This is a genomic window from Mesorhizobium sp. CA12 (genome assembly GCF_020165255.1).
Taxonomy (GTDB): domain Bacteria; phylum Pseudomonadota; class Alphaproteobacteria; order Rhizobiales; family Rhizobiaceae; genus Mesorhizobium.
This window is the reverse complement of sequence record NZ_JAIUHT010000010.1, coordinates 128,831-146,623: the sequence shown is the minus strand read 5'-3', so window position 1 is coordinate 146,623 and position 17,793 is coordinate 128,831. Positions and strand designations below refer to the sequence as shown.

Below are 17,793 nucleotides of genomic sequence, written 5' to 3'. Positions count from 1 at the left end.
CCGCCGATTGCGTAGGGTCTTGCCCTACCCCCTCAGCCCCGGCGCTTCCTGGCCGGTGCGGGCGACATATTCGGTGTAGCCGCCGCCGTAGGTGTGGACGCCGTCGGGCGTCAGCTCGAGCACGCGGTTCGACAGCGCCGCCAGGAAATGGCGGTCGTGCGAGACGAAGAGCATCGTGCCTTCATATTGCGATAGCGCCCCGATCAGCATCTGCTTGGTGGTTATGTCGAGGTGGTTGGTCGGCTCGTCGAGCACCAGCAGGTTTGGCGGATCGAACAGCATCAGCGCCATCACCAGCCGGGCCTTCTCGCCTCCGGAAAGCACGCGGCACTTCTTTTCGATCTCGTCGCCGGAAAAACCGAAGCAGCCGGCCAAAGCCCTGAGCGGCGCCTGGCCGGCCTGCGGAAACGAGTCCTCCAGCGTCTGGAAAACGGTGCGCTCGCCATCGAGCAGCTCCATGGCGTGCTGGGCGAAATAGCCCATCTTGACGCTCGGGCCGCGCGCGACGGAGCCTTCGTCCGGCACGGAGGCGCCGGCGACCAGCTTCAGAAGCGTCGACTTGCCGGCGCCGTTGACGCCCATCACACACCAGCGCTCGCGGCGGCGGATCTGGAAGTCGAGGCCCGAATAGATATTGCGGCTGCCATAGGCCTTGTGGATACCCTTCAGCGTCGCCACGTCCTCGCCGCAGCGCGGCGCCGGCTGGAATTCGAAAGTCACCGTCTGGCGGCGCTTCGGCGGTTCGACACGGTCGATCTTGTCGAGCTTCTTCACCCGGCTCTGCACCTGGGCCGCATGGGAAGCACGCGCCTTGAAACGCTCGATGAAGGCAATCTCCTTGGCCAGCATCGCCTGCTGGCGCTCGAACTGCGCCTGCAGTTGCTTGTCGGCCAGCGCGCGCTGCTCCTGGTAGAATTCGTAATTGCCGGAATAGGAGGTGAGCGCACCGGCGTCGATCTCGATGATCTTGGTGACGATACGGTTCATGAACTCGCGGTCGTGCGAGGTCATCAGCAGCGCGCCGTCATAATCCTTGAGGAATTTCTCCAGCCAGATCAGGCTTTCGAGGTCGAGATGGTTCGACGGCTCGTCGAGCAGCATGACGTCGGGCCGCATCAACAGGATGCGGGCGAGTGCCACGCGCATCTTCCAGCCGCCGGAGAGTTTTGAGACGTCGCCGTCCATCATCTCCTGGCTGAAGCCGAGGCCGTCCAGCACCTCGCGCGCGCGGCCGTCGAGCGCATAGCCGTCAAGCTCCTCGAAGCGGTGCTGCAACTCGCCGTAGCGCTCGATGATCTGATCCATGTCGTCGGCGCGGTCGGGATCGCCCATGGCGTGCTCAAGCTCGCGCATCTCGGCAGCAACCGCGCTAACCGGTCCGGCGCCCTCCATGACCTCGGCGACGGCGCTCAAGCCGCCCATATCGCCGACATCCTGGCTGAAATAGCCGATGGTGACGCCGCGATCGACCGAGACCTGACCTTCATCGGGCTGCTCCTGGCCAATGATCATGCGGAACAGGGTCGTCTTGCCGGCGCCGTTCGGGCCGACAAGCCCGATCTTCTCGCCCTTCTGCAAGGCGGCGGAAGCTTCGATGAAGACGATCTGTCGGCCGTTCTGCTTGCCGATATTTTCGAGACGGATCATGGGACAGTCCGGGAAACTTCGCTGACGTGGCGGGGATTTGCCCGGGGCATTACGCGAATGCGGGCACGAGGGGAAGAGGCAGAAGCGCCGCATGCCGCGCTCGGCCTATTCCCTTTGAGGCAGAACCAGCCGAGGTAAAATTGATTCGCGTCGCCGACAGATCGAGCGCTTAGTGCTGGAGCCAACCACTTGATGGGCTCTGGCAAGGGAGGTCAACCATGGCCATGTACCTGACGCGCTTCAGCTACACGCCCGAGACATGGGCGCGAATGATCGAAAACCCCGAAGATCGCCGCAAGGCAGCCAGCTCATACATAGAATCGGTGGGCGGAAAGCTGCACGGGTTCTGGTACGCGTTCGGCGAGCACGACGGCTGGAACCTGTGGGAGGCGCCGGACAATGTTTCGATGGCGTCCGTCGTGCTCGCCATCGGTGCCGGAGGGGCGCTCAGCTCCTGCGAGACCACCGTCCTCCTCAGCGTCGAGGAGACGGTGGACGCGCTGGGCAGGGCGAAATCGATCCGTTATCGGCGGCCGGGAGCGTAAAAAAACGCCGCCTCGGGGAGTGTCACCTCGCGTCATGGAAGATGATGCCGAGCGTATGTCGCCTGCCCGAGCGCAGGCGGCTAACGCCATGGCGTAGGTTGACGCGATAGTAACCTCGCGTGCCCTCCACCGGCCGGTTGTGCACGGCGAAGATTACCGCATCGCCGCGCTTGAGCGGCACCACATCGGCGCGGCTTTGCATGCGCGGGCGCTGCTCGGTGAGCACGAATTCGCCGCCGGTGAAATCCTCGCCGGGCTCGGACAGCAAGATCGCCACCTGCAACGGAAAGGCAAGCTCGCCGTAGAGATCCTGGTGCAGGCAGTTGAAATCGCCGGGGCCGTATTGCAGCAGAAGCGGCGTCGGCTTTACCTGCCCCTCGTCGTGGCAGCGTTTCAGGAAGGCGGCGTGCTCGGCCGGATAGCGCTGGGCAACGCCCATCTTCTCGTTCCAGTCATTGGCAACGGTGGCGAGGCGCCGATAGAGCGCGGTGCGCAGGCCCTCGATCAGGTCCGGCAGCGGATATTTGAAATACCGATATTCGCCCTTGCCGAAGCCGTGGCGCGCCATCACGACATGGCTGCGGAAATGCTCTTCATGCGGGTAGAGCGCGGCGATATCGGCGCATTCTTCCGCCGACAGCATGCCGGGCATGACGGCACAGCCATGGGCGTTGAGTTCAGAGACCAGCGCGCGCCAATCTTGTGCTGCGACGCGGGATTCGGCGGAGCGGCTGGCGCGTTTGGTGTTGAGAGAATGGATGGTCATGGGTTGGCTCCTTCGCTTGGTGTCAAAGTGGGGCGAAGGATGAGCATCGGCCACCCGATTCCTGCGGGGGGGGCGCCGGCTTTCCCTTCTCCCCTTGCGGGAGAAGGTGGCCTCGCGCAGCGAGGTCGGATGAGGGGTGCTGGAAGGAATGAGGCGGCGGCGATTTCAATCTTATCGCCAAGCTGGAACACCCCTCATCCGTCTCGGCGCTAACGCGCCGATCCACCTTCTCCCACAGGGGGAGAAGGAGAAGTCGCGCCTCACTGCCTCCGATACCGCTCCAGCTCCGGATCGAGATCCACCTTCACCGCATTGGTGAATACACAGGTCGCCACCATGATGCCGGCGAAGGCGGTGAGGTTGACGAGCAGCGTCTCGTCGTAGCGCGCCTTGAGTGCGGCCCAGGTTTCTGCCGGGATGGCATTGGCATCGGCGGCGATTGCCATGCCGAAGGAGATCAGCAGCGTCTCGTCGGTGGTCGGTTCGATCGCTTCGGGGTCGAGCCCGTTCTCGATCAATGCGCGGCGAAAGAAGGTCACGGGAATCTCGGCGCGCATGGTCTCGGCTATCGCTTTCGACAACAGCCAGATGGCGCGGTCGTCGAGTGTGGGCTTGAGAAGGTCGCGCAGCGTGAACCATTCGGCGTAGATGCGGTGGGCGGCCGGCGAGTGGAGCAGGATGCGCTTCATGTTGGTCATGCGGCCGCGCAGCGCGAGCTCGCGGTCGTGCTCGGCGCGGATGTCGTCCGAGGCGGTCGCGTAGTCGATCGACGAAAGATACGCCATTGCGCTCACCCCAGCGTGGAACGAAGCGCGGGCGCGCCGCGCAGCGTGTTGGAGACGGTGCAGATGTTTTCCGCGTCCGCCAGGATCCGTTCTTTCATTGCGGCATCAAGGTCGCCGGTGATCTCCAGTTTGACGATGAATGCCTCGACCCGCGAGGGCTCGTCCTTCGCCTTCTCGCCGCTGACATCCGCCCTCACCTCGCCGAGCCGGTCGGCGACGCCGAGGCGGGTGGCGGCGATGCGGGCGCTGAGCACCATGCAGGCGGCTAAAGAAGCATGGAGCAGGTCGAGCGGGCTGAAGCCGGGCGCGCTGACCTGCGTGACCACATCGACCGTGCCGCCGGTCGGCGTCGTGACCGCCGGCAGGCCGCCCGGCGGCAGGACGGCAAGCGCGCCGGCATTGCGGGTCCTGATTTTCAAGTCTGCCATCGTGTCGCCTCCAGTTTGGAGGCCATTGATAGCGGACGGGAATTCACTGAGGCAATCGCCGAGGCAGGCCTTGGGCGATTGGCGTTTCCTCGCCTCCATGAAATGGGGGAGAGGTGGCTCGGCGAAGCCGAGACGGAGAGGGGGAGCGCCCTGCGAAGCCCCCTCGCCGTCCACTTTGCGGACACCTCTCCCCCGGCTCTGGCGGGGGCGAGGAAACCCGGTTTCTGAGAGGCTACTTCGTCAGATCGAGCGCCGCCGTCAGATCGCCCATCGGCGGCTGGTCGTTGTTGCGCAGCGCCTTGTCGCGGGCGACGATGCCGGGCAGCACAGGCAGGTCGTAGCGGGCGGTGATGAAACGCAGGATCGAGGTCGTGTCGTACTGCGTGTGATCGACCATCCCCATCTTCGCATAGGGCGAGATGATGAAGGCCGGGATGCGGTTGCCCGGGCCCCAGCGATCGGCCTTGGGCGGCGCGACATGATCCCAGAAGCCGCCATTCTCGTCATAGGTGACGACCACCAGCATATGCGCCCATTGCGGGCTCTTCTCCAGATGCGCGACGAGGTCGGCCAGGTGCTGGTCGCCGGAGGTCACGTCGGCATAGCCGGCATGCTCGTTGAGGTTGCCCTGCGGCTTGTAGAAAGAGACCGCCGGCAGCTTGCCGTCATCGATCGCCTTGATGAACTCAGTGCCGCCGAGCCCGCCGTCTTTGAGGTGCTCGGCCCGCGCGGCCGTGCCCGGCGCATAAGCCGCGAAATAGTTGAAGGGCTGGTGGTGGAACTGGAAGTTCGGCACGGGCGTCGCGTTCTTGCCGTCGAGCGCCGCCTGCCAGGCGCCCGAATACCACGCCCAGGAAATGCCCTTGAGCGACAGCAGATCGCCGATGGTGATCTCGTGCTGCGGCGGCAGCGTGGTCGGCTGCGCCGGATCGGCCAGCGCCTTGTCGCCACCCTCGGCCGGCTTGTTGGCGCTTGGCTGGTAAGGCGGCTGCATGGTGTTGACGGCGTAGAAGTCGGGCGTGATGGCGCCGTCATTGGTGAATTTCGGCACGCCGCCCAGCGCCGAGGGCGGCGAATTGTCGGCCGGTTTCAGCGTCACGCCATCCGGCTCGACGACGGCAATCTGGGCCTTCACCGGGCTGGTGTCGGCATTTGGATAGTAAGGCACGCAGGCGCAGGCCAGCATGAAATGGTTGAGGAAGGAGCCGCCGAAGGCGCCCTGGAAGAAATTGTCCGCCAGCACGTATTTTTTGGCGATCGCCCACATCGGCAGGATCGAGCCGTCATAATGGCCCATCACCAGCGCGCCGGAATCGGCCCAGGCAACGAACTTGTCGTTCCGGCCGCCGTCGATCTGCATCTGCTCCTGATAGAAACGATGCCACAGATCATGGGTGATGACGCCGGTATTCTCGTTGAAGCCCTTGGGATCGTCGATGGCGAATGTCGCGTTGGGCAGATGCGCGCTCTGCGCCTCCGTCACCGCCGGCGTGACGCCCTTGCCGGTCAGTCCGCCCCAGGCCGGCGGCAGTTCGGAAAGCGGCTTGCCGTCGCGGTCGAGCTGGCGCGCCTGTTCAGGCGAAACGTTGGCCAAGCCGTTGGCGCCGGGGAAGCCGCCATAGAGATTATCGAAGCTGCGGTTCTCGGCGTAGATGACGACGACGGTGTCGATCTTGTCGTAACCGGCAGGCGCCGCTTGGGCAGCGGCAGAGAGCGATGCCAGCGCCGTGAAGGCGAGGCAAAGGGAGAGAAAGGACCGGATCATTGGGAAATGCCTCGTGGCTTGCGAATGGCTGGAGGACGGCAATGCAGGAACGCAGCTGCATCAATGCCCAGCTACTTCGACGCCTTGTCACCTTTGTGACAGTTCGGCCCCGGCCGAACACGGTTTCGTGAGCGGGAAGACCGGTCATCAATCCGTTGCACTCGATCCTTACGCCGCCAAAGAAACCGGGCGGAGACATCAGGGATATCGCCGAAGACGATGGGACATCGGAAAAATCACGCGATCACCATTGCAGCGGCCACGATAGTCGCCTCCACCACGCCCGCCAACACCGAGGAGCCATCCGGTGTCCATCCCGGCCCGATGACGCGGCAGGAAGCCTTCGCCCGCGCCGAGGCGCTGACGGCGCTGGGGCGACAGATGTTCTTTGATCCGTCGCTCTCGGCCTCGGGCAAGCAGGCCTGCTCGTCCTGCCATGATCCCGACCACGCTTTCGGGCCGGCCTCGGCGGCACCGGTCGAAATGGGCGGAGCCAATCTTGACCAGCCCGGCGTTCGCGCCGTGCCGTCACTGCGCTACCTGCAGGCGGCGCCCGCCTTCACGGAGCACTTCTACGACTCCGAGGACGAAGGCGACGAAAGCGTCGACAATGGCCCGACCGGGGGCCTGACCTGGGACGGCCGCGCCGACCACGGCAAGGACCAGGCAAGGATCCCGCTGCTGTCGTCCTTCGAGATGGGCAACAAGGACGCGGCCCAGGTGGTCGCCAGCCTGCGCAACGCGCCTTATGCCGACGCCTTCAAGGCGGCCTTCGGCGCCGATGTCTTCGACCATCCGCAAGACGCCTTCGACGCCGCGGTGGAAGCGCTCGGCACCTTCGAGCAGAGCAGCGCCGATTTCTATCCCTATTCCAGCCGCTACGACGCCTTCCTTGCCGGCAAGGCGCAACTTTCCGCGCAGGAATTGCGCGGCCGCACGCTGTTCGAGGACGCAGCGAAGGGCAATTGCGCGAGCTGTCATCTCAGCGAACCGGCCAATGACGGCGAGCCGCCGCAATTCACCGATTACGGCCTGATCGCGATTGCCGTGCCGCGCAACCCGGCGATCCCCGCCAATGGCGATCCCGATTATGTCGACCTCGGCCTGTGCGGTCCGCTGCGCACCGATCTCAAGGACCGCGTCGAATATTGCGGCCTGTTCAAGACGCCGACGCTGCGCAACGTTGCCTTGCGGAAAAGCTTCTTCCACAACGGCTATTTCCACACGCTGCGCGACGCGGTCGCCTTCTACGCCAGCCGCGATACGGATCCCGGGCGCTGGTATCCGAAGAAGGCGGACGGAACGGTCGACAAATTCGACGATCTGCCAAAGGCTTACTGGGGAAACCTCAACACAGACCCGCCTTTCAACGGCAAAAAGCCCGGCGACAAGCCGGCGCTGACCGATGCCGAGATCGACGACATCGTCGCCTTCCTCGGCACGCTGACCGACGCCGACCAGGCGGGGCAGTAGGGCAAGCAGCCAAGGAGATTGATGGCTTGCAGCCGCAGCGGTGCTATCCACCGTAAATGTGTGCCAATGTGAACCACGTCATAGGAACGCCAAGTCGCGCCTGCTATATTGCCCATCTCTTCACAGATGGAGTCTCCGATGAGGTTCGTCCCGGTGCAGGAGCCGCCTGGCAGCAGCTGGACGGTGTTCGATGCGGCCAATGGCGCGCCGGCCGAATATGCCGGCCGGGTGCTTATCGGCCTGACATCGTGCGAAGCCCGCTGGTTTGCCGCCGTGGGCAACGGCCGCGCCGCTTGGCAGCGGTCCATCACCCCAGGCGTGCAGCTGCGGCTGGTCAGCGGGGGCGGTTGCCTACCCATCCGGGAAAGGCATGGCCAGACAGGTAGTTAGGAAGCCGCGCTGCCAGATTGATTCAGGCAGAGCGATCTCCCATCGATTGCCTTCTCACCTCGCCGGCGCGTAGCGGCTCACCACCATGCCGCTGGCATAGGGCCTGGAGCCGAGGAGCCTCAGCCTGCCAAAGCCGCCCTTGTCGAAGATGCGGCGGCCGCTGCCCAGAACGGCCGGATTGATGAAGAGCTGGAACTCGTCGACAAGGCCGGCGGCGATCAGCGCCGAGGCGAAGCCGGCGCCGCCGAACACGGCGATGTCGCCGCCCTCGCCTTGCTTCACCGCGTTGACCTCACGCGGCAAGTCGCCGCTTACGACGCGCGTTCGTTCCCAGCGCGAGGTCCCGAGCTTATCGCTCGCCACCACCTTTTCGGCCTCGACGATGCGCTGGGCGAAGGCAAAGAAGCGGTCCTTCGGATATTTCCTCGCCGCGTTGCCCCAATGGGTCAGATAGCCTTCCTCAGCCATCTTGCGGCTCAACAGGATGGTATCGATGGTCGTGAAAACGGCGTTGAAGTCCCGTTTAAGCTCCTCGTCCCAGGCGCTGTCGTCGCCCCACTCCCAGAGTTGCCAGCGACGGTCCTCGTCGGCGCCGACAAAACCGTCGACCGATATCTGCATCTGCAGGATGAGCTTTCTCATGTCCGGTCTCCCTGGTCAGGAATTGCTGCCTGTGACGACTCGGGCCGCGGCGGGCGAACGGGCGAAAGCCTGCGCCCAGGCTTCGAAGCTGGTCGGGGTGGCATTTTCGGCTGAGGGTGCTTCCAGCGCCCAGCGCTCGCCTCTGTTGAAGCTTGCCGCCGTCTCGCCCAGCGCATCGGCAAAACTCGCCGATATGCCATTGGCGACCATACCGGCCCGCGCATCGGCGAACGGCGCTTCATGGTAGGCGACCTCCTTGCCGATCGCCCTGCCCAGGGTCGCGGTAGCCTGTTCGAGCGTGTAGGAGCCGCCGCCGTGCAATTCGACAACGCGCTGGATCGGAAAGTGTTCGGCACTCAATAGAGCGGCGGCGCGTTCGCCAACGTCCTTGGCGGCAATCAGCGGCATCGGCAGGTCGCCGCGGAATGGCGAGGCGAAGACGCCGGACGCCGCCTGCTCGACGAAGCCCATGCCCTTGACGAAATTCTCCATGAAGAAGGAGGCGCGCAGATAAACGAGTTCCTCCAGGCCCAGCACTGCGAGCCGCTCTTCCATCAGCGCAGCGCCAAGCGAAGTGCCCATCCTGAGATGGGCATTGAGGCCGCTGAGCAGCACGATCCGGCGCAGGCCCGCCTTGGCGATCGAGGCTGCCAGCCGTGCGCCGACCTCGTCCTCAAAACGATGCAGATCGGGCGCGGTGACATCGAAGGGGATCATCACGTAAGCGCTGTCGGCACCCGAGAAGGCGGCGTCGAGCGCCGCCTGATCGTCGAGTGCGACGCCGAGGCTCCGGGCGATGCCGCGCACCTTATGCCCTGCCCCGGTCAGTCTGGCCGAGACCTCGGCGCCCACTTCGCCGGTTGCGCCGACGACCACCACCGTACGCTTGACTTGCCGGTTCATATCGATCTCCTCTCTCAAATGATTTACTTCTGGAACCATTTGACGCAAGGCAAGAACGATGTCAATAGTAAAGTGATTTAAAAATGGAACCATACTGATGTCGACCAAGGAACGATCCGGCTGCCCGATCAGCCTCTCGCTCGAACTACTCGGCGACCGCTGGACGCTGCTCATCATTCGCGACCTGGCCTTCGCCGGGAAAAGGCACTTTCGCGAGTTCCTGCAATCCGACGAAGGCATCTCGTCGCGCACGCTGGCCGAGCGGCTGCAGACGCTGGTCGACGAAGGCATTCTCACCCGCAGCGACGACCCGAGCCACGGTCTGAAGGCGATCTACCGGCTGACCGAGGCCGGCATCGACCTTTTGCCGGTTCTGGCAACGCTCGGCGCCTGGGGCAGCAAATACCGCAAGGCCGACGATAAGTTGGCCCGGGTCGCCAACGATCTGGCGGCCGGCGGTCCGCCGGCGCTTGAACGGATGAAAGAGAGGCTCAGAGCCGAGCACCAGGGATAGGTCTGTTCCGACCTCGGCGATTGGCGCGGCCCGGCTACTCCTCGCCCGTCAGCGAGCCCGCCCGTGTGGGAGCGGTCGGACCGGCTCTTCGGCCGGCGGCTCGCCCGGCAGCCCCAGTCGCAGCCGCTCCTCCTCGGCGAAGATCTCGGCCTGCGCGTGAATGTCGAACACTTGCTGCTTCAGCCTGCCGCCGTCGACGACGCGCACGATCCATTGGCCGTTAACGGTTTTTACGCGGACACTGTCTGGCTCGCTTGTTACCATATACAGCTCCTGCTCTTCATTCGAAGAACTGCCTATCTTCGACCCGCAATACAATCTAGCGCGTCTGGAATTGCCGAAAAGCGTGGCTTATTGTTCTTTAGTGCAAGAGCACCCGCCGTTATTCGGCATATTTGCGAGTTTCACGAATAAAAGCGAGCGTGGCGGCGAAGACATGCCATTGCGCCTAGGTGCAGCCGAGTTCGACTTCGACATGGCGTTCGGTCTGCGAGACGATGCAGCAACGGAATTCGAAGGCGTCCGAGCGGTACTGCAGATTTAGGCAGTGCGGCAGTTGGCCGTGGACCAGCGCGGAAGAATTCGCCGGATGGCGGCGGCCCGGCAGCCTTTGGGGGGGTGATACTGGGTTCGGCGGCCGGGCCTGACCGGAGTTTGCGAGGCCGCCGGCTCCCACCAGCATGCGCTTGGGCCCGGCCAAGGACAAGAACGACCTAGGCCCTAGGACCAAAGCTGCAAGGAGGATGGTCGAGACGACAATTGTACTTGGGCCGGCTGGAAATAGCGTGCCGGACGCCGGCCGTCAAAAGCCGAAGAAATGCCGGCCGATGAGATAGCCAAGCGCCGCGACGACCAGCGGAAACAATGCCGGCGCGGCCTTGCCGAACAGCGAGGGGTTCATCTCCTTGGCAGGAGCGCTGGGTTTGGCATTGCCGAGGTTCTTGGTCATGGGCTCATTACCGGTTAGGGCTGGGGTAATTCCGGACGGAAAACCGTGACACACTTTTTCCTGGAATTGGCTCCGGCTGCCGGCTGAGCCATTAAATTAGAGACGCTTATTAAATTTCCGGCAAGCCCAAAACTACAATTCGCGGCAATTTATTCCGATTGCTGGGTACGCTCGGCAAGCGCGAAGGCCTGAAGGTTGCGCGACTTGCCGGGATCCTGGTCGGCGTTGGCGATAATGGCGTGGAAGGCCGCGCGGGCAATATCCCTCTTCTTGGCGTCGGGATGCAGTTTTCGCACCGCCTTGAGCAGGTCTTTCGGTTTCATATCGGGTGTGACGACGCGCATCAGCGTATCGCCTATGGCCTGCAATTCGCTGGCATCCATAATGATGAACCCTGCTTTAGCGCATCCAGCCTAGCATATAGCGGTGAGAGCGCGTCATTTTTGTGATGCCCCTGGCGGACTCGGAGCCGCCTCTCTCAGTATCGCGAGGCGGCGCCAAGCCGCCGGCAGACGCTACGGCGGCCTGGAGGGGATTGTTCACAATGCGTCCATGTCGCCGCGGTCATCGCCCGGCTGGCCCTTGGCCCCGCCGGCGCCGCCTTGATGGAGGCGGCGCTCCGCAATGTCTCGCAAGCACTGACCTTGGGCGCACAACTCAGCGGCAAGACGAGGTTGGTCCCTGGTTCGGTTAAGGCGCGCCTCGCGCATCGTCTTCCGCGCGAATTTTCCCAAGCCTCGGCTGGACTGGCGTGGCAACCGATCGTCCGGCCGGATGCCATCCTGCTAGGCAGGTATCAAGACTGCGATGCGATGCACGCCCACCTCCTTGCTTGTATTCGTCGCCTCGTCGGTCTTGCCCTTGGAACAGGTGTACATGTCGCCTTCCTTGAGCTTGAATTCCTTGTCCTTTTTCTTGATCGTGAAAGCGCCCGACGTAATCGTGCATACCATGTCGTTGTCCATCACCATTGCGGGCGCGTGCGCTCCGGGCTGGAAGACAACGTCGACAATTGAAATGCTCTTGTAGGCGGGAATGTCGGAATTGCCGGTGCCTACCTCAACCACTCTGATGCCGGGCGCTATCTCCTTGCCATCCTTCGGACCGTATTTCTTGGTCTTTGCGGATGCCATCAGGGTGAAAAAGGGCGTGACCGCGGCGGCCGTCATGCTGAGAGCAATTGCAGACCTGCGATTCATGGTTTTCATCGCATCCTCCCAATATGTTGGCTACGCACGAAAGTGCGTAATCGTTATATATTAGCACAGACGCAAGTATGATGCTGGGAATTCGGAAGCGCAGGCCCGCACCGTATTGGTTAGGAACATTCCGCTAAAAGCCGCGTCCTGACGTGGTTCGGCCAGTCCGTTGGTCGGCGCGGCGTTGGGAACCCCGGCATTGTCGCCGAGTTTAGAGTCCGAGGCGAATTGCCATGGAAGACAGACCGCCAGCCGAAAACCCGAGAAGGACCCTCGTCACGGTGCTGGCAATCTGCGTTCTCATCATCGTCCTGTTTTTTATCGGCTTCAAATTTTCGGGACCTGACCAGGGCGCTCTGATCGTGCCCGGGGCAGTACAGCAAGGCAGCAAGTGAATGACTGGCGAGCACCAAGGCCCGACCAAGCTGGGGCGAGCGCCCAGCAATCCTCGACGATTTCGCGCGGCTCCGGGGCCAGTGAGATCGGGTTGACTGTCCTGGGCCGCACCGAGGCGCCCCGCGTGCGGCAAGGGTGACTTCTTTTGGGGCAAGCCGACTACCGCCGAACCCCTCGCCGCCTGGCCACAGGTCTTGCAACTGAACGCGTCCGGCCTCATTCGACTTTCCGCCGGAACTTCGAATGGCAGCTCGTGCAGTCCTGCAGAATGAGGTGCAGGAGATGCTCCACCGGCATTTTTGCCGGATCTGCCTCGGCGAGGCCCGGGCGCTTGCCAAGCAGGCTGCCGCCGTCTACGGGCGGTCCCGTCATTCGCATGTCGGCAGTAATCTCGGCGGGCGCGTTCCCGGCCTTGGCGGCGAGCGCATTGGCAAGCCGGCCGATATGGCGGGCGAGCGCCTCGAACTCCGGCCGGGCCTGGTCGATCTCCGGTTTGGCGGCCGACGGCGCGCCAACTGTGCCCCGCGGGAATTCTGCAATCAGAGCACCGCCGGTGCGGGCGCTGAGTGTGCCCGCCGCTGCCTTGAAGGCCGCCCGTCCATAGGCGCGCTTGCCGTCGAACATCTCGGCGATCGCCTTGGCTGCGGCCGCCATCTCCTTCATCGCGGTCTGGCGCGTCGTAACGATCGCGTTGTCCGGGTCCCGAGCCAGCGACGGTGCGGCTACCGGCAACACGGCGAGGGCCAGCATTGCCGCCGCGCAAACGATGCCAGACTTCATGCCTGCACGTCGATGACGCCCATCATACCCAGCTGCTCATGCTCGAGGATGTGGCAGTGATACATGCGCGTCCCTGGCCGCTCCTGGCGCGTGACGAGCCGCACCGTCTCCCCGCGCGCCACGTTGACCGTGTCCTTCCACGCCAGATAGGGCGGCTTCGAGACCTTGCCGTCGCGCTCGCGCTCGATGAGCTGGAACTGTGTGCCGTGGAGATGGAAAGGATGGTCCATGTCGGCCTGGTTGACGATCTCCCAGAGCTCGGTGTCACCGGCCTTGGCGACGATATCGATGCGCCCCATGTCGAACGCCATGCCGTTGATCAGAAAACCCATCTCCATACCGGTGGGCTTCATCGCCATGGTCTCGGTGAAGACGAGACGGCGGCTAACCGTCGGCTGGCCAAATCGCGCGATCGGCCGCAGCCGCTCGGGCAGCGGCGGCATCGGCTCGGCCTGCGTGTCCGAGACGTCGGCTGTCAGCAGGGCGAGCCCCTTGTCCTCCGGCCGGCCCGGCCCCATCCAGCCGCGGTCGTAGTCGAGCGTGGTGAGGGTTGCTGTCCCCTTGTCGAAAGCGACGACCAGCTCGACGCGCTCGGCCGGGCTGAGCAGGATCTCGTCGGCCGCCACCGGCGCCTCAATCAGGCCGCCGTCGCTGCCGATCAGCGTCATTGCCGCGTTGACGAAAGCAAGCCTCAGGAAGCGCGCATTGGTGGCATTGTAGAGCCGCAAGCGCCGTTTCGTGCCCATTGCCACGGCGAGCCGCGGGTTCTTCTGGCCGTTGACCAGCACGTGATCGCCGACGCGGCCATTCATCATGTCGGTCATGGTGTTTTCGGGCATTGAACCGTCGGCGGCGAGGCGAAGGTCGGTTAGGAAGAGCGTGGTGTCTCCATAGGCGGCCGGAATCGGATCGGCCTTGGCCTTGACGACGAACGCACCGGCAAGGCCGCGATAAACCTGCTCGGCCGTCCGACCATGCGGATGCGGATGATACCAATAGGAGCCGGCCGAGCCTTCAGGCAGGTCGAAGGCGTAGACACGGTCGGCGCCCGCCGCCACCGGGTCCATCGGATTGCCATCTTGGTCCGCCGGCACCGGCATGCCATGCCAGTGGATGGTGCTTGGCTCGCCCTCGATCCGGTTCGCGAAGGTGATCTCGACGCGATCGCCCTCCTGGGTCTCGATCAGCGGTCCTGGGCTGATCCCGTTATAAGCAAGAATCGGCGTGTCCCGGTCGGCGGCAAAGCGCGCCGTGGCCGACTCTGCTGTCAGCCTCGCCTTGAACAGACCGGGCCCGGCCGCTTCATTCGCCAGCAGCGGCAATTCGCGCAAGGGCTGGTTCTGGGGCAGCGCCACGGGGCCTTGACCCATCGCGCCCATGTCATGGCCGGCATGGTCCATACCGCGCATGTTCGACATGCCGTCCGTCTTCATCTGCGCCAGCGCGCGCGGGCTCGCCAGAACCGTCGCCAGGCTTGCCGCCAGAAAACCGCGTCGATGCATTTTTCGCTCCTCGATCTCGATTGAGAGCCCGCCGCAGGCCTCGCGCCGACGCTAAGGGTTCCAGTTGCTGGAAGGTCAAGCTCGATCGAGGCTGGAGCCGGAAATTCCGCAAGATGGATCGTAGTGGCCCCGGCCGCGTTCATCCGCGGGGATGCAACCAGCCGTTTCATCGAGCAGAGGCCACATCATGCTCATCCAACCGATCGATTATTTCCTCGTTGCCTGGTTCGTGCTCGCGGCCGCTTCGACGCTCTATGTCGGGTTCGACCAATACCGCAACAATCCCGAGCCGGTGGTGATGAAATGGGGCTTCATCCTGGTGACGCTCTATATGGGCCCGCTCGGCCTGCTGCTTTATGTGCTGGCCGACAAGGAACCGCGCCTCGGCGAGCATGAGGCCTTCACAAAGCCTCTTTGGAAGCAGGGCATCGGCTCGACCATTCACTGTGTCGCCGGCGACGCCACCGGGATCATCCTTGCCGCGGTCGTCACCGCCACGCTCGGCCTGCCGATGTGGCTCGACCTCATCGTCGAATATCTCGCCGGCTTCGCCTTCGGCCTGTTCATCTTCCAATCGCTGTTCATGAAATCGATGATGGGCGGCAGCTATTGGGAAAATGTGAAGAAGAGCTTCCTGCCCGAGTTCATCTCTATGAACTTCATGATGGCCGGCATGGCGCCGGTCATGAGCTTTCTGATGATGGGCCGCGACATGCGCGCCATGGAGCCCACCGAACTTCTGTTCTGGGGCGTGATGTCGCTGGGCGTCATCGCCGGCTTCACGCTGGCCTATCCCGCCAATGTCTGGCTGGTCGCGCGCGGCCTCAAGCACGGGCTGATGACCGAGCGCCCGCAACCGGCCGAAGCGAGCGGGCACGGCCATGCCCGGCAGGGCCACGAACCGGCGGGCGAACAGCGCGCCGCCGGCCATCACATGCGCTCCGACGCGACCACACCGCAAATCGCGGCGCTCGGTACGGTGTCTGCGCTCGCCCTGGCGATCGGCATGGCGGCGCCTGCGAACTGGCTGAACCTCAGGCTCTCGGCCCGCGACGTCGGCGGAGTGATCATGCCTCAGGGCATGATCATGGACCGTGACACGCCGGCCGATACCATGCGCGACATGGCGGCGGCCGATCCTCGGCTGGTGAGCGCGTCTTACGGTCTGGCTGCGAAGGGCGACCAAGACCTGCCGTTCCGCATGGAAAACGGCGTGAAGGTGTTCGAGCTGAGGCCGTCGGTGATCCGCTGGCACATCCTGCCGGACGTGACGGTCGACGCCTATGCCTATAACGGCCAGATTCCAGGCCCACGCATCCATATCCGTCAGGGCGACCGGGTGCGCATCAACGTCACCAACGCCTTGCCGGAGGAAACAACGGTGCACTGGCATGGCCTGGTCCTGCCCAATCAGATGGACGGGCCGGCCGAGATCACCCAAGCGCCGATCGAGCCCGGGCAGACCTATTCCTACGAGTTCACCGCCACCCAGCACGGCACTTACTTCTATCATCCGCACGCCAAGCCCGACCGCACCCAGGCGCTCGGCCTCTATGGCGCGCTGATCATCGATCCCGCCAATCCCGCCGACGAGGTCGCCGCCGACCACGACTATGTCATCGAGCTGCAGGAATGGCTGGTCCGGGAAGGCTTGACCTATCCATCGATGCCGATGGACGGCGGCATGCCGAACTTTTTCACCATCAACGGCAAGGCCTATCCGTCGACCGATACGATCCATATGAAGGTCGGCGAGACGCTAAAGGTCCGCTTCATCGGCAGCAACAACGGCTTCATACACCCGATGCACATCCATGGCGGCCCGTTCGAAGTGGTCGCCCGCGACGGCGAGACGATTCCCGTCGCCGCACGTTTTCTTGCCGATACGGTCAATGTCGGACCGGGCCAGCGATATGACGTCGTCTGGACAGCGAGGCGTCCGGGCAAGTGGCTGATTCACTGCCACATCCCGCATCACACCACGAATAACAATGCCGAGGAGAAGGGCGGCGGCGGTCTGATGGTCGTCATCGACGTTCGCTGATGAAGACCGGACCGTCGGTCGGCTACATTGGGGACCGAACCGAGCACCCAAAAGCTTCTGCCGACAAACAGCCGAGCTTCGCGGTTCATCGGCGCAAAGGCGTCGGCGCGGCGCTGCGAGCGGCCGGTGCGCAATGGAACATTCCACCGCCGCCGGCGTTTCATGTTCTCTGTCGCGGCTGGCCAGCTCCGTTGGTCAGGGACGGTCGGCCCAGCTAGCTTGGAGGCGTCGCCATGACCCACTATCCGCGCAGCACGGCAAGCATCGGCGGCCATCCGATCCACCCGATGCTGATCCCCTTTCCCATCGCGTTTTTCGTCGCAACTTTCTTCTGCGACCTGATCTTCTGGCGAACCGGCAACCCGGGTTGGGTAAGTGGCTCGCTCTGGCTTCTCGGGGCCGGCCTGATCATGGCGGCCCTGGCCGCTGTTGCCGGCCTGACGGATGTGTTGGGCGATGACCAGATCCGCAATCTTCAGGATGCATGGCTTCACGCCGGCGGCAATGTGCTGGTCGTTCTCATACAGCTCTACAACTGGTATTCGCGCTATGCCCATGGCGATGCAGCCGTAATTCCGGTCGGCCTCGCGCTGTCCCTGCTCGTGGTTCTCATCCTTCTGTTTACCGGATGGAAGGGCTGGGAGATGGTCTATCGCCACCATGTCGGCGTCGCCGACAGCCCTGACGAACGGCGCTGACGTTTCCGGCTTTGTCGCTGCTCGGTCGGCAACCAGCTCCAAGCGCGGTAACGGCAAGGCTGTGACAGTCGGTTGGCGTTCAGATCGCCCGCAGTCAGCGGGTGGCTTTTCAGGGCGATCCTCGCAATAAGGAGACCGCGCCGGCCGCCAGCACTCCCCACAACCTGGTCCAAAGGTTTTGCGACTGGCTTGTTCCGCAATTCTTCAGACCGTCGCATTTTGACCCCAATCGGCCTCTAGCCGGCTGCAGATGCTGCGGTTCCAGCCTTCACGTTTTCTTGACAGAGGCCGGAAAAACGGGCAGCAAAGCGGGTGAGGAAGAGCATTTTTACCGTGGCGCAGACCGTGGAGGGCTCTTTTTTCGTAT

General features: G+C 63.7%; 20 protein-coding genes. 7 read left to right on the top strand and 13 right to left on the bottom strand.

The features are described from left to right. Positions 1-24 precede the first annotated feature (24 nt). A complete protein-coding gene (locus LB520_RS18150) occupies positions 25-1,647 on the bottom strand; it encodes an ABC-F family ATP-binding cassette domain-containing protein (protein ID WP_224638369.1) in 1,623 nt (540 codons plus the stop codon). Between the two features lie 218 nt (positions 1,648-1,865). Here LB520_RS18150 and LB520_RS18145 point away from each other — a divergent pair, with 218 nt between their 5' ends. Further along, positions 1,866-2,192, top strand: a complete 327-nt coding sequence (locus LB520_RS18145) for a GYD domain-containing protein (RefSeq protein ID WP_224638368.1) — start codon at positions 1,866-1,868, stop codon at positions 2,190-2,192. 22 nt (positions 2,193-2,214) lie between these two features. Here LB520_RS18145 and LB520_RS18140 read toward each other — a convergent pair whose 3' ends face one another. From LB520_RS18140 to LB520_RS18125, 4 genes are all read right to left on the bottom strand, one after another. Continuing rightward, positions 2,215-2,958, bottom strand: coding sequence for a 2OG-Fe(II) oxygenase (locus LB520_RS18140; protein WP_224638367.1), 744 nt, complete (start codon positions 2,956-2,958; stop codon positions 2,215-2,217). Between the two features lie 260 nt (positions 2,959-3,218). Beyond that, a complete protein-coding gene (locus tag LB520_RS18135) occupies positions 3,219-3,743 on the bottom strand; it encodes a hypothetical protein (protein ID WP_224638366.1) in 525 nt (174 codons plus the stop codon). Between the two features lie 5 nt (positions 3,744-3,748). Beyond that, positions 3,749-4,171 carry an OsmC family protein gene (locus LB520_RS18130; protein ID WP_224638365.1) on the bottom strand — a complete coding sequence of 141 codons (423 nt, stop codon included), beginning with the start codon at positions 4,169-4,171 and terminating at the stop codon, positions 3,749-3,751. Positions 4,172-4,403: 232 nt separating this feature from the next. Continuing rightward, positions 4,404-5,936, bottom strand: coding sequence for an acid phosphatase (locus LB520_RS18125; protein WP_224638364.1), 1,533 nt, complete (start codon positions 5,934-5,936; stop codon positions 4,404-4,406). A 219-nt stretch (positions 5,937-6,155) separates the two neighbouring features. Between LB520_RS18125 and LB520_RS18120 the strand changes: the two genes are divergently transcribed. Together LB520_RS18120 and LB520_RS18115 are read left to right on the top strand one after the other, a co-directional pair. Further along, positions 6,156-7,409 carry a cytochrome-c peroxidase gene (locus LB520_RS18120; RefSeq protein ID WP_224638363.1) on the top strand — a complete coding sequence of 418 codons (1,254 nt, stop codon included), beginning with the start codon at positions 6,156-6,158 and terminating at the stop codon, positions 7,407-7,409. Between the two features lie 138 nt (positions 7,410-7,547). Next, the gene (locus LB520_RS18115; protein WP_224638362.1) at positions 7,548-7,799 is read left to right on the top strand and encodes a hypothetical protein; all 252 of its coding nucleotides are present in this window, start codon (positions 7,548-7,550) and stop codon (positions 7,797-7,799) included. A 54-nt stretch (positions 7,800-7,853) separates the two neighbouring features. Here the strand turns inward: LB520_RS18115 and LB520_RS18110 are convergent, their stop codons facing one another. Then, on the bottom strand, positions 7,854-8,441 hold the full coding sequence (locus LB520_RS18110) for a dihydrofolate reductase family protein (protein ID WP_224638361.1): 588 nt from the start codon (positions 8,439-8,441) through the stop codon (positions 7,854-7,856). A gap of 15 nt (positions 8,442-8,456) precedes the next feature. After that, positions 8,457-9,344, bottom strand: a complete 888-nt coding sequence (locus LB520_RS18105) for an NmrA family NAD(P)-binding protein (RefSeq protein ID WP_224638360.1) — start codon at positions 9,342-9,344, stop codon at positions 8,457-8,459. A 97-nt stretch (positions 9,345-9,441) separates the two neighbouring features. On the opposite strand from LB520_RS18105, the gene LB520_RS18100 reads away from it, so the two are divergent. Beyond that, the gene (locus LB520_RS18100) at positions 9,442-9,858 is read left to right on the top strand and encodes a winged helix-turn-helix transcriptional regulator (protein WP_095767125.1); all 417 of its coding nucleotides are present in this window, start codon (positions 9,442-9,444) and stop codon (positions 9,856-9,858) included. A 48-nt stretch (positions 9,859-9,906) separates the two neighbouring features. Here the strand turns inward: LB520_RS18100 and LB520_RS18095 are convergent, their stop codons facing one another. The 4 genes from LB520_RS18095 to LB520_RS18080 form a co-directional block, all read right to left on the bottom strand. Then, positions 9,907-10,122, bottom strand: a complete 216-nt coding sequence (locus LB520_RS18095; protein ID WP_140846115.1) for a hypothetical protein — start codon at positions 10,120-10,122, stop codon at positions 9,907-9,909. Positions 10,123-10,660: 538 nt separating this feature from the next. Further along, positions 10,661-10,807, bottom strand: coding sequence for a hypothetical protein (locus LB520_RS18090; RefSeq protein WP_181174923.1), 147 nt, complete (start codon positions 10,805-10,807; stop codon positions 10,661-10,663). Positions 10,808-10,956: 149 nt separating this feature from the next. Continuing rightward, complete coding sequence (locus LB520_RS18085) at positions 10,957-11,190, bottom strand: hypothetical protein (protein ID WP_095767121.1); 234 nt, start codon at positions 11,188-11,190, stop codon at positions 10,957-10,959. Positions 11,191-11,592: 402 nt separating this feature from the next. Then, positions 11,593-12,015: a hypothetical protein gene (locus LB520_RS18080; RefSeq protein WP_224543991.1), complete on the bottom strand. Its 423-nt coding sequence runs from the start codon at positions 12,013-12,015 to the stop codon at positions 11,593-11,595. Between the two features lie 224 nt (positions 12,016-12,239). On the opposite strand from LB520_RS18080, the gene LB520_RS18075 reads away from it, so the two are divergent. Beyond that, positions 12,240-12,401 carry a hypothetical protein gene (locus tag LB520_RS18075; protein WP_224524829.1) on the top strand — a complete coding sequence of 54 codons (162 nt, stop codon included), beginning with the start codon at positions 12,240-12,242 and terminating at the stop codon, positions 12,399-12,401. Between the two features lie 217 nt (positions 12,402-12,618). Here the strand turns inward: LB520_RS18075 and LB520_RS18070 are convergent, their stop codons facing one another. Together LB520_RS18070 and LB520_RS18065 are read right to left on the bottom strand one after the other, a co-directional pair. After that, complete coding sequence (locus LB520_RS18070; protein WP_224638359.1) at positions 12,619-13,152, bottom strand: cytochrome c; 534 nt, start codon at positions 13,150-13,152, stop codon at positions 12,619-12,621. A gap of 26 nt (positions 13,153-13,178) precedes the next feature. Continuing rightward, complete coding sequence (locus LB520_RS18065) at positions 13,179-14,684, bottom strand: multicopper oxidase family protein (protein ID WP_224638358.1); 1,506 nt, start codon at positions 14,682-14,684, stop codon at positions 13,179-13,181. 187 nt (positions 14,685-14,871) lie between these two features. Between LB520_RS18065 and LB520_RS18060 the strand changes: the two genes are divergently transcribed. Then, positions 14,872-16,728, top strand: coding sequence for a DUF4396 domain-containing protein (locus tag LB520_RS18060; protein WP_224638357.1), 1,857 nt, complete (start codon positions 14,872-14,874; stop codon positions 16,726-16,728). 233 nt (positions 16,729-16,961) lie between these two features. Further along, positions 16,962-17,426, top strand: a complete 465-nt coding sequence (locus LB520_RS18055) for a DUF2231 domain-containing protein (RefSeq protein WP_224638356.1) — start codon at positions 16,962-16,964, stop codon at positions 17,424-17,426. The last annotated feature ends 367 nt before the right edge of the window (positions 17,427-17,793 follow it).

Bases quoted from the DNA above. Each gene is read 5' to 3' on its own strand.
- LB520_RS18150 (WP_224638369.1), bottom strand. From the start codon at position 1,647: ATGATCCGTCTCGAAAATATCGGCAAGCAGAACGGCCGACAGATCGTC.
- LB520_RS18145 (WP_224638368.1), top strand. From the start codon at position 1,866: ATGGCCATGTACCTGACGCGCTTCAGCTACACGCCCGAGACATGGGCG.
- LB520_RS18140 (WP_224638367.1), bottom strand. From the start codon at position 2,958: ATGACCATCCATTCTCTCAACACCAAACGCGCCAGCCGCTCCGCCGAA.
- LB520_RS18135 (WP_224638366.1), bottom strand. From the start codon at position 3,743: ATGGCGTATCTTTCGTCGATCGACTACGCGACCGCCTCGGACGACATC.
- LB520_RS18130 (WP_224638365.1), bottom strand. From the start codon at position 4,171: ATGGCAGACTTGAAAATCAGGACCCGCAATGCCGGCGCGCTTGCCGTC.
- LB520_RS18125 (WP_224638364.1), bottom strand. From the start codon at position 5,936: ATGATCCGGTCCTTTCTCTCCCTTTGCCTCGCCTTCACGGCGCTGGCA.
- LB520_RS18120 (WP_224638363.1), top strand. From the start codon at position 6,156: ATGGGACATCGGAAAAATCACGCGATCACCATTGCAGCGGCCACGATA.
- LB520_RS18115 (WP_224638362.1), top strand. From the start codon at position 7,548: ATGAGGTTCGTCCCGGTGCAGGAGCCGCCTGGCAGCAGCTGGACGGTG.
- LB520_RS18110 (WP_224638361.1), bottom strand. From the start codon at position 8,441: ATGAGAAAGCTCATCCTGCAGATGCAGATATCGGTCGACGGTTTTGTC.
- LB520_RS18105 (WP_224638360.1), bottom strand. From the start codon at position 9,344: ATGAACCGGCAAGTCAAGCGTACGGTGGTGGTCGTCGGCGCAACCGGC.
- LB520_RS18100 (WP_095767125.1), top strand. From the start codon at position 9,442: ATGTCGACCAAGGAACGATCCGGCTGCCCGATCAGCCTCTCGCTCGAA.
- LB520_RS18095 (WP_140846115.1), bottom strand. From the start codon at position 10,122: ATGGTAACAAGCGAGCCAGACAGTGTCCGCGTAAAAACCGTTAACGGC.
- LB520_RS18090 (WP_181174923.1), bottom strand. From the start codon at position 10,807: ATGACCAAGAACCTCGGCAATGCCAAACCCAGCGCTCCTGCCAAGGAG.
- LB520_RS18085 (WP_095767121.1), bottom strand. From the start codon at position 11,190: ATGGATGCCAGCGAATTGCAGGCCATAGGCGATACGCTGATGCGCGTC.
- LB520_RS18080 (WP_224543991.1), bottom strand. From the start codon at position 12,015: ATGAAAACCATGAATCGCAGGTCTGCAATTGCTCTCAGCATGACGGCC.
- LB520_RS18075 (WP_224524829.1), top strand. From the start codon at position 12,240: ATGGAAGACAGACCGCCAGCCGAAAACCCGAGAAGGACCCTCGTCACG.
- LB520_RS18070 (WP_224638359.1), bottom strand. From the start codon at position 13,152: ATGCTGGCCCTCGCCGTGTTGCCGGTAGCCGCACCGTCGCTGGCTCGG.
- LB520_RS18065 (WP_224638358.1), bottom strand. From the start codon at position 14,684: ATGCATCGACGCGGTTTTCTGGCGGCAAGCCTGGCGACGGTTCTGGCG.
- LB520_RS18060 (WP_224638357.1), top strand. From the start codon at position 14,872: ATGCTCATCCAACCGATCGATTATTTCCTCGTTGCCTGGTTCGTGCTC.
- LB520_RS18055 (WP_224638356.1), top strand. From the start codon at position 16,962: ATGACCCACTATCCGCGCAGCACGGCAAGCATCGGCGGCCATCCGATC.